This window comes from Gilliamella sp. Gris1-4 (assembly GCF_001690335.1).
Classification (GTDB): domain Bacteria; phylum Pseudomonadota; class Gammaproteobacteria; order Enterobacterales; family Orbaceae; genus Gilliamella; species Gilliamella apicola_P.
This window is the reverse complement of record NZ_LZHA01000017.1, coordinates 1-8,732: the sequence shown is the minus strand read 5'-3', so window position 1 is coordinate 8,732 and position 8,732 is coordinate 1. Positions and strand designations below refer to the sequence as shown.

Annotated in this window: 5 protein-coding genes and 1 pseudogene; 2 read left to right on the top strand and 4 right to left on the bottom strand. The window is 32.1% G+C overall.

The features are described 5' to 3' along the window. Nucleotides 1-406, top strand: a pseudogene (locus tag A9G31_RS01995) (IS5 family transposase); the annotation flags it as partial. Between the two features lie 69 nt (nucleotides 407-475). On the opposite strand, the gene pykF reads toward A9G31_RS01995, so the two are convergent. Next, nucleotides 476-1,888: a pyruvate kinase PykF gene (pykF, locus tag A9G31_RS01990; RefSeq protein ID WP_065560213.1), complete on the bottom strand. Its 1,413-nt coding sequence runs from the start codon at nucleotides 1,886-1,888 to the stop codon at nucleotides 476-478. Between the two features lie 321 nt (nucleotides 1,889-2,209). Beyond that, complete coding sequence (locus A9G31_RS01985) at nucleotides 2,210-2,629, bottom strand: META domain-containing protein (protein ID WP_065560212.1); 420 nt, start codon at nucleotides 2,627-2,629, stop codon at nucleotides 2,210-2,212. A 111-nt stretch (nucleotides 2,630-2,740) separates the two neighbouring features. On the opposite strand from A9G31_RS01985, the gene hrpA reads away from it, so the two are divergent. Then, a complete protein-coding gene (gene hrpA, locus A9G31_RS01980) occupies nucleotides 2,741-6,580 on the top strand; it encodes an ATP-dependent RNA helicase HrpA (protein WP_141671351.1) in 3,840 nt (1,279 codons plus the stop codon). A 47-nt stretch (nucleotides 6,581-6,627) separates the two neighbouring features. Here hrpA and A9G31_RS01975 read toward each other — a convergent pair whose 3' ends face one another. Beyond that, nucleotides 6,628-7,671: a YdgH/BhsA/McbA-like domain containing protein gene (locus A9G31_RS01975; protein ID WP_065560211.1), complete on the bottom strand. Its 1,044-nt coding sequence runs from the start codon at nucleotides 7,669-7,671 to the stop codon at nucleotides 6,628-6,630. 49 nt (nucleotides 7,672-7,720) lie between these two features. Beyond that, nucleotides 7,721-8,434: a helix-turn-helix domain-containing protein gene (locus A9G31_RS01970; protein WP_065560210.1), complete on the bottom strand. Its 714-nt coding sequence runs from the start codon at nucleotides 8,432-8,434 to the stop codon at nucleotides 7,721-7,723. Between the last annotated feature and the right edge of the window lie 298 nt (nucleotides 8,435-8,732).

Here is an 8,732-nt window from a genome sequence, read left to right as displayed (position 1 = left end):
ATTCAACTAAAATTCATCTTGCGGTTGATAGTGGTGGTTTGCCTATTTGTTTTGAGCTTTCTGAAGGACAACGACATATGATATCACTTATGCAGAAAACCTAGTTGAAAGGCTCGATGAAGTGAATACAGTGATAGCTGATAAAGGTTATGACAGCGAGTCTTTTCGGTGCTTTGTTCGTCAAAAAGGCGGACGAACGGTGATTGCTAAACGTAATTATGGTAAGGATATAGATAAAAGCAGTATGGATAGGTGCCTTTATCGCTATCGTCATTTAGTCGAGAATGCCTTTGCTAGAATCAAGCAATATCGTTCAATATTAACTAGATACGATAAGTTAGAAAGGAATTATACCAGTATGGTATCACTGGCATTTATGTTAATGTGGCTGCCAATATATTGTTGAGTAATTTATGTACAGCAAAGATCAACAGCCCCTAGCTTTTTTATTGTAGATAAATAATAAATATACATTTTAAATACGATGAACAGATGTTGTGTTAGTAGTTCCACTTGGTACTAATGCACCAGATACCATCACAATAATATCACCTTGTTGTAAACCGCATACTTTCACAGCCATTTCTTTACCTAAACGGTAAAAATCGTCAGTTGAGTTAATTGAATCAATTAAAATAGGCTCTACACCTTTTGTCACGGCTAACTGGTTAACTGTCTTTTGACTTGAAGATAATGCTAAAATACGAGCTCTAGGGAAATAATGACGAACTTCCCTAGCTGATTTACCACTACGAGTTGCAACAACAATTAATGGAGCATTTAAACGCTCAGCAATTTCTACAGCACCACAACAAACAGCTGAAGTTATACTCAACTTTTCTTCTTTTGATGTCAATTCTAACGATGCTGGAATTGTGCTATCAGTCCGGTTACAAATAGTCGCCATAACATTCACAGTTTCGAGCGGATATTTACCTTTAGCACTTTCCCCCGAAAGCATAACCGCATCTGTACCATCAATAATAGCATTAGCTACATCTCCAGCTTCCGCACGAGTAGGACGAGGGTTTTTAATCATTGAATCAAGCATTTGTGTTGCAGTGATAACTGGTTTAGATGCTTTATTACATTTCTTAATCATCATTTTTTGAGCAAAAATAACTTCTTCAACAGCGATCTCAACCCCTAAATCACCACGCGCAACCATAATGCCGTCAGAAGCGTCAAGAATTTCATCAAAATTATCTAAACCTTCTTGGTTCTCAATTTTAGATATAATTTTAATGTTTTCACCACCATGAGCTTTTAAGTGAGCACGAATATCTTCTACATCAGAACGTTTTCGAATAAATGATGCAGCAATAAAGTCAACACCTTGTTCACAACCAAAAATGAGGTCATTTTTATCTTTTTCTGCTAGTGCTGGCAATTTAATTGAAACACCAGGTAAATTAATACCTTTATTTTCACCAAGTTCACCGTTATTTAAAACAGTACAGATAACCTCATTACCTTTAATTTCTTTAACGTCCATAGCAATTAAGCCATCATCAACTAGAACACGATTACCTGGTTTGAGGTCATGCGCAAAACCATCGTAAGTTACGGCTACACGGTCTTTGTTTCCGATAACATTTTTGTCTGTGGTAAACGTGAATGTTTGACCAGCAACTAGGGATACATCATTACCGCCTTCTAATTTGATCGTGCGAATTTCAGGGCCTTTGGTATCTAGCATGATAGCTGCTTTTAAACCTGTTTCCTGCATTACTTCACGTAAATTTTTGATACGGTTACCATGTTCTTCGTAATCACCATGCGAAAAATTTAAACGCATAACATTCATGCCAGCATTTAATAATTTTGCTAACATTTCTTTTGATTCAGATTTTGGTCCGATCGTACAAACAATTTTTGTCTTTTTCATAATAGTATCTACTTAGTAATTTATTTAATGTTAAGGTTAATGTTTTAATTCAATTTAAAAATTCGATAAACCAACGTTATGTAAAAAAAAACCAATGGCAAAGCATTGGTAGTCTTATTGGTTAAAAAGGGTGTTTGTAGCACAATACGGCTACAAAAATCACACAAAACATTTGAAGAATATAATAATTTCATCAATAAGTTAAATCTTTTAAAAATTATCGTTATTATATTCTTAACAGTATTTTAAATAAAGTTTTTTATCTTAAATATATTTTATTGTTTATAAAATATATTAAATTATAGTAACTAATTACTTAAATTACATTAAGTCTTTAAGTTGATAAACTAGTCTATTATTGTCATTTTTCAAAGTTAGTTGATTGTTTTTTAATTCAATATTAGTGCCATCAGTAATTAATTTTTCAATTACATAATCTAATTGATTTAATTGATCATCATTACAAAGCATTTTAGTCATCACAATACTACTACCTTTTATGCTATCGTTGTCTAAAGTAACTTTACCAGAAAAATGGTTACACATTTTACCTGTAATTGTCATGTTTTCACCAAATATAATTTCAGCTTGATCATCTAACGAAATATCTTGGCCGTTTGCTTTAGTGAGCACAAAACGATGATGCATAAGATCGACTTCTTGTAGAGTTTTTGACTCCTCACATCCAGACAGAACCAATGAGGCTGTGAATAGAGCAGTTAACAAGGACGTTTTTTTCATTTGAACTCCTAATAATAGGTTAAGTTTGTTATAATTAGGCATTAATGAGACTTTTATTAAAATATTTGACACGCTATGCTATCTCAACAGCAATTAAAAAATCTTGACTCAATGACTTTCTTAAATAAGCATAAAATAATAAAATTAGCTAAGAAAAGTCAAACTATAACTGATATAGACTCCACCATACAAGAAGCTAACTTACATTATCAAAACAGAATAGAATCGTTTCCGAAGAAAATTGATTTTACCCAAAATTTGCCTGTAATTGAAAAAAAACAAGAAATTTATGATGCTATTAAACATAATCAAGTAGTTATAATTGCTGGTAAAACTGGCTCGGGAAAAACAACACAAATTCCCAAAATCTGTTTAGAATTAGGCTTAGGCGTCAAAGGTTATATTGGTCATACCCAACCAAGACGATTAGCAGCACGATCAGTAGCTAATCGTATCGCTGAAGAGCTAAAAACAGAAATAGGGCAGTTAGTTGGTTTTAAAGTAAGATTTTCCGATCATGTCAGTGACACAACTCTGATTAAATTAATGACTGACGGTATATTGCTTGCTGAAATTCAGAAAGATAAACTTTTGCTACAATATGATACTATTATTATTGACGAAGCTCATGAACGCAGTTTGAATATTGATTTTATTTTAGGCTATCTTAAGCAATTATTATCTAAACGCCCAGACTTAAAAGTCATAATAACATCAGCGACTATTGATGTGGAACGTTTTTCTAAACACTTCAATGAGGCTCCAATTATTGAAGTATCGGGTCGTACCTATCCAGTCGAGGTTAGATATCGTCCCCCAATCCTGAAAGAAGATGATAATAATGATAAAAGTTTTGATTTTCAACCGATTATAGATGCCATTGATGAATTATCAACTGAAAGTCTTGGGGATATATTAATCTTTTTAACAGGAGAACGAGAAATTCGAGATCTTGCCGATACACTTAATAAGTTAGAACTTCGTCATACGGATATTTTGCCATTATATGCAAGGTTATCAGCATCAGAACAAAATCGAATTTTTCAATCACATACTAAACGTCGAATTGTCCTTGCTACTAATGTGGCAGAAACATCGTTAACCGTTCCGGGTATTAAATATGTGATCGATTCGGGGTTAGCCAGAATTAGTCGTTATAGTTACCGAACTAAAGTTCAACGTTTACCTATTGAACCAATATCACAGGCCTCTGCCAATCAGCGTAAAGGACGTTGTGGACGAACATCTAATGGTATCTGCATACGTTTATATGATGAACAAGATTTTTTATCTCGCCCCAAATTTACCGAACCCGAAATATTGCGGACCAATTTGGCTTCAGTAATATTACAAATGACATCATTAGGCTTAGGCGATATCGCCGCTTTTCCTTTTGTTGAAAAACCTGATTCAAAATACATTCGTGATGGACTTCGCTTACTAGAGGAACTTGGCGCAATTCATACCATACAGAATAGATACCATTTAACTGAAATAGGTAAAATTTTAGCACAACTACCAATTGATCCTAGATTAGCTAGGATGTTGGTTGAAGCAAGGCGCTTAGGGTGCGTTAAAGAATTAATGATAATTACTGCTGCTTTATCGATTCAAGATCCAAGAGAAAGACCTTATGATAAACAACAAGCTTCTGATGAGAAACATCGTCGTTTTGTTGATAAAGAGTCAGATTTTATTTCTTTCATTAATTTATGGAACTACATTAAAGAACAGCAGAACGTATTATCAGGGAATCAATTTAGACGATTATGCCAAAAAGAGTTTTTAAATTATCTTCGAATTCGAGAATGGCAAGATGTCTATACGCAAATTAGACAAACAATTAAGCAATTAGCATTTCCGATTAATAGTAAAGAGGCTGATTATAATTCATTACATATCTCGTTACTGAGCGGTTTACTATCTCATATTGGAATGAAAGAGCTTGAAAAGCGTGAGTATATAGGTGCGCGTAATATCAAATTTGCAATTTTTCCTAATTCAGCACTTTTTAAAAACCAACCCAAATGGTGTATTGCTAGTGAACTTGTTGAAACAAATAGATTATGGGGAAGAACAGCAGCAAAAATTGAAGCTGAATGGATTGAACCCATAGCTAAACATTTAGTGAAATATAACTATAACGAACCTAGATGGTCTAAAAGGCAGGGCACAACAATAGCAAACGAAAAAGTAACTTTATTTGGGTTACCAATTGTTACTAATAGAATAGTAAATTACAGTAAAATTGATCCTATTTTAAGTCGCACTTTGTTTATTCGACATGCATTAGTTGAAGGTGATTGGTTCACAAGTCATAAATTTTACAAGCAAAATCAAAAATTGATTAATGAAGTTGAAGATTTAGAACATAAATCACGTCGTCAGGATATTTTAATTGATGATGGTGAATTATTTGATTTCTATGATAAACGCATAGATAAATCCGTTATTTCATCTAGACATTTTGATAAATGGTGGATGCATAAACAAAAATCTGATCCTGATTATCTTAATGTACAAAAAGAGATGCTGATCAGGCAATCAGCACAATTAATTAACTTAAATGATTTTCCTGATTTCTGGTATCAAGATCATTTTAAGCTAGCACTTAGTTATCAATTTGATATTGGTCATAACCGTGACGGTGTCACTATAAAAATTCCACTTGATATCTTAAACCAAATTAAAAACAGGGGATTCGATTGGCAAGTGCCAGGTTTTAGAAAAGATTTAATAATTGCATTAATCAAATCATTGCCAAAATCATTACGACGTAATCTTGTCCCAGCACCAAATTATGCGGATGCATTTTTAGGTAGGGTGGATACCACAGAAAAACCGCTTCTTGAATGCTTAGAAAATGAATTTCATAAAATGACTGGTGTGAAAATTACATCAGAAAATTGGCAATTAGAACAAGTTCCTGAATACTTAAAAATGAATTTTAGTATTATTGATAGTAATAATAGCGAAATAGCTTCAAGTAAAGATCTTGATATGCTAAAACAGCAACTCAAAACTCAACTTCAACAAGCTTTATCATCTATTACTATCAATAAAAAAGATAACTCAATTGAGCAAAATAATTTGACAGATTGGACATTTGGAAAACTTCCTGGTGTTTATGAAGAAAAACAAAAAAACTATACTGTTAAGGCTTATCCAGCAATTATTGATAATCAAAATTCCGTAAGTATAAAGTTAGTTGATAATCAATCAGAGCAACAAAGATTAACTAAATTAGGTTTAAGACGCTTATTAATGCTTAATATTCCCTCTCCAATCAAGTATTTACATGAAAAATTACCCAATAAATCGAAATTAAGTTTATATTTTAATTCATTTGGTAACGTTTTAATGCTTATTGATGATTGTATTGCTTGTGGTATTGATTATTTAATTGAAACAAATAATAAAACAATACATTCAACTGATGATTATCAGCAATTACTTGATTATACAAAAACTCATATTAATGAAATAGTTGTTGATATTGCTAAGCAAGTCGAATCAATACTAACTTTGCATTTTAGCATTAATAAAAAGGTAAAAGGGCGCGTTGATTTATCTTTAGCATTTGCCTTATCAGATATCAAACAACAACTTAATAAGTTAGTTTATAAAGGATTTGTTGCTCAATCAAGTTATAAAAGATTGAATGATATCTCTCGATATTTATCGGCAATTGAGAAAAGAATTGAAAAATTATTTCAAAATATGGCAAGAGATAGACAATCAATGAGTATTATAGAAGATGTTCAAAATCAGTATGATAATTGGATTAATAGTTTACCAAACAATCAACAATCAGACACTAAAGTGACAGATATTCGTTGGATGATTGAAGAATTAAGAGTAAATTTATTTGCGCAACAGCTTGGTACATCATATCCAATTTCAGCAAAACGCATCAAGCAGCAAATTGATGTGGTTAAATCACAACTATAGGTTCATACAAAAAAATAGGGCGCTTTGCGCCCGATTGTCTATATAAACTATCGATACAGATCTACAAAAACAGTTATATTTGGACCATTTGAATCATGGGCGATTCTAGCAATATGATAATACTTGGCCCCAGCATCAATAGCTCGTTTACCCGCTTGATAAGAAATTTCCTGATCAGTTACATAGTAACCTCTAAATTTAATTGTATCAAACGCAACCATTTTTGCTGCAGTTGCATCATTCAATTCTTGAATCTTTCGTCCATCGGGGAGGGTGACAGTGTAACGTGTAACGCGTTGTGGCTCAGTTTTTATCGTCGTAACTTGAGATGCAGAAGCATTAGTTGTTCCAGACGTTGTTACTTTGTGAGCAGTTTGATCAATGACTTTTACTTTATTATTAAATTTATCCGCATAAAATTTTTCATTAAAAGCTGAAGGAGAATAATAACCAGGTTTTTCTACCTGCATAGCCGCATCACCACCTTTCGCTAGAGCTTGTTGGCCTGCTTCAGAGTCATATGGAATTGCATCCTCGGGTTGAAGTTTACGTTCAGGTGCATCTTTCTTAAACAAATAAGCCGCAACTTGTATATTACTACCTAATTCACTACGTGAATCAATATAATAAGCATAAGCACCTTTTGCTGATGCTTCCTTAGCAATTGCTTGGTTAATATCATATTCACTGGGAAAATAACCGCGAATACGCACAATGTTGAAAGGCTCTAAACGTATGGCTTTAGATTTTGGATATTCATAAATACCTTCAAACTTGCGAAGGCTTTCAACTTGTTCTTCTGCTTTAGGAGCATCGGCTTTATATAATTTTGCATACACAATTCTTAAAGTATCATTCGAAGGGCTGATATTAGTTGTGGTTATATAAAAGGAAGCGGCTCCTTCTTTATCAGCGACTTTTGACATCGCCATAATATAATCACTATCAGTATAAAAAGCCCCTCGGATGGTTATACTTTTAAATGGTTGTAAAGCTTTAGCTTGCTGCTCCGTTAATTGTTGGGCTGCAAACGAACTAAAAGAGGTTACGGCCAAACTTGCTACAATGATCGTTTTTTTTAAACTTGTCATATATTAAGACCTTACAAAAGTTATCCTGATTATTCTAACATAAATAAATCTAATTTCCTAAATCAATTAAATCTTTTAGTTTTTTGATAAATATATATTTTCCCCTAGCTGATAAAATATTTTGTTCTTGTAACTTTGATAAATTTCTGCTAACTGTTTCAATTGTTAAACCTAAATAGTTAGCAATATCAGATCGACTCATCATAAGCTTAATATTTAATGAGGAATGACCTCTTTTTTCATAACGCTGATAAAGCGAATAAATAAAGGTTGCTAGTCGTTCCTCCGCTTTTTTCTGAGAATAACATAAAACTAATTTTTGGTAATTATAAAGATCAGAACTTAACAAATTAAACACTAGGTCTCTGATCTTTTTTTGAGTATCAACTAACGACATCAGTTCATCATAATAAAGTTCGCAAACAAGGGTATTACTAAGCGCTTGAATGTTATTGTTATATACTTGAGTTGAAATTGAATCCAAACCAACAATATCACCAGGTAAATAAAAACCATTAATTTGTTGTTGATTATCTGGAGTTGTTACAAAAGTTTTTAATGCGCCTGAATGAATAATATAAAATTTAGTAAAGGGTGTATTAGATTTAGCTAGGATTTCATTTTTAGCATAAGACATTTTGCGTTCTAATATACTTTTCAATTTATTGTTAAGTAACATAGGAATGCAGAAAGATCCTATACTACATAATTCACATGGAACAGAATAACTTTTTGAACGTAATGTCTTAAAAATATTTGGCATATTAAGGAAATAATCACAATTTATTAAATGATTAGGTTATCATATTTTATAATAAAACAACAATTGCTCATTAATTAATATTTATATTTATTCGTTAAATAATGTAAATAAATTGTAAAGCTTGCGAAATGCAAGTATGGGGTAAAATAAAAAAACACATTTTAAAAATGCCACTTCCTGGAAGTGAGATTATATTTATGGCAAAGAAATAAAGCATTTGAATAAAAATATCTTATGATAAATGAGGGTGATTTAACAGTTCGTAATAATATACATTATTTAACATAATATACATTAT

Coding starts and splice junctions, on each gene's coding strand:
- A9G31_RS01975 (WP_065560211.1), bottom strand. CDS start 7,671: ATGACAAGTTTAAAAAAAACGATCATTGTAGCAAGTTTGGCCGTAACC.
- A9G31_RS01985 (WP_065560212.1), bottom strand. CDS start 2,629: ATGAAAAAAACGTCCTTGTTAACTGCTCTATTCACAGCCTCATTGGTT.
- hrpA (WP_141671351.1), top strand. CDS start 2,741: ATGACTTTCTTAAATAAGCATAAAATAATAAAATTAGCTAAGAAAAGT.
- A9G31_RS01970 (WP_065560210.1), bottom strand. CDS start 8,434: ATGCCAAATATTTTTAAGACATTACGTTCAAAAAGTTATTCTGTTCCA.
- pykF (WP_065560213.1), bottom strand. CDS start 1,888: ATGAAAAAGACAAAAATTGTTTGTACGATCGGACCAAAATCTGAATCA.